General features: G+C 60.4%; 1 protein-coding gene. It reads right to left on the reverse strand.

The annotated features are described in order from the left end of the window. Positions 1 to 657, reverse strand: a 657-nt coding sequence (locus EN780_RS36045; protein ID WP_133372945.1) for an ABC transporter permease, incomplete at its 3' end; no start/stop codon positions are given. Between the last annotated feature and the right edge of the window lie 100 nt (positions 658 to 757).

Consider the following 757-nt stretch of genomic DNA (forward strand, 5'->3'; position numbering starts at 1 on the left):
GAGACAGCCCAGATAGCTGAGGGAGGCGTAAAGAATGATCGATCCGCAAAGCCGCACACCGAAGTCGGCTGTGACCGGCGTCAGCACGTTGGGAAGGATGTCGAGGAAACAGATCGCCGTCCAGCTCTCTCCGCGGGCGAAAGCCGCCTCCACGTACTCGTTCTTGGAAATATCCATCGTGATCAAACGCACGATGCGGAAGATGCGGGGAGAATGCAGGATGACGATGCCGACTATGACTGTTGGGAGGCTGGGGCCGGTCGAGGCGAGAAGCACCAGGAGGAAGATGGCCGGCGGCAAGGCGTAGATGACATCGGATATTGCGATCAGCACGACATCGAGAGGCCCTCGCCGCAGCCCGGAATAGATGCCGAGGGGCACGGCCACGATATAGGCCGCGACCGTCGCGCTCAGCGCGACAACCAGAACCGTCCTGCCGCCATAGAGGAAACGGCTGAAAGTGTCGCGACCGAGGAAATCGGTTCCGAGCCAATGCTCTTGAGTTATGGGCGCGAACGGAGCGCCGACAATTTCATCAAAAGCGTAGGGGCTGAAATAGGGTCCAAGCGTTGCAAGGGCGACGATAATCAGGACCAGGACCAGGGCGATGCGGGCGGCGGGCTTCGCCAGCGTAAGGCGCAGGACAGAGGTGGACATGGACCGATCTCCCCGGCTCAGTTCTTGCCGCTCGCTACGCGCAGCCTTGGGTTCAGGAGAAGGATAAGCGCTTCCGACACCAAGTTGATCAGCACGTAGG

Origin of the sequence: Mesorhizobium sp. M4B.F.Ca.ET.089.01.1.1, from assembly GCF_004022605.1 — a bacterium.
Taxonomy (GTDB): domain Bacteria; phylum Pseudomonadota; class Alphaproteobacteria; order Rhizobiales; family Rhizobiaceae; genus Mesorhizobium; species Mesorhizobium abyssinicae.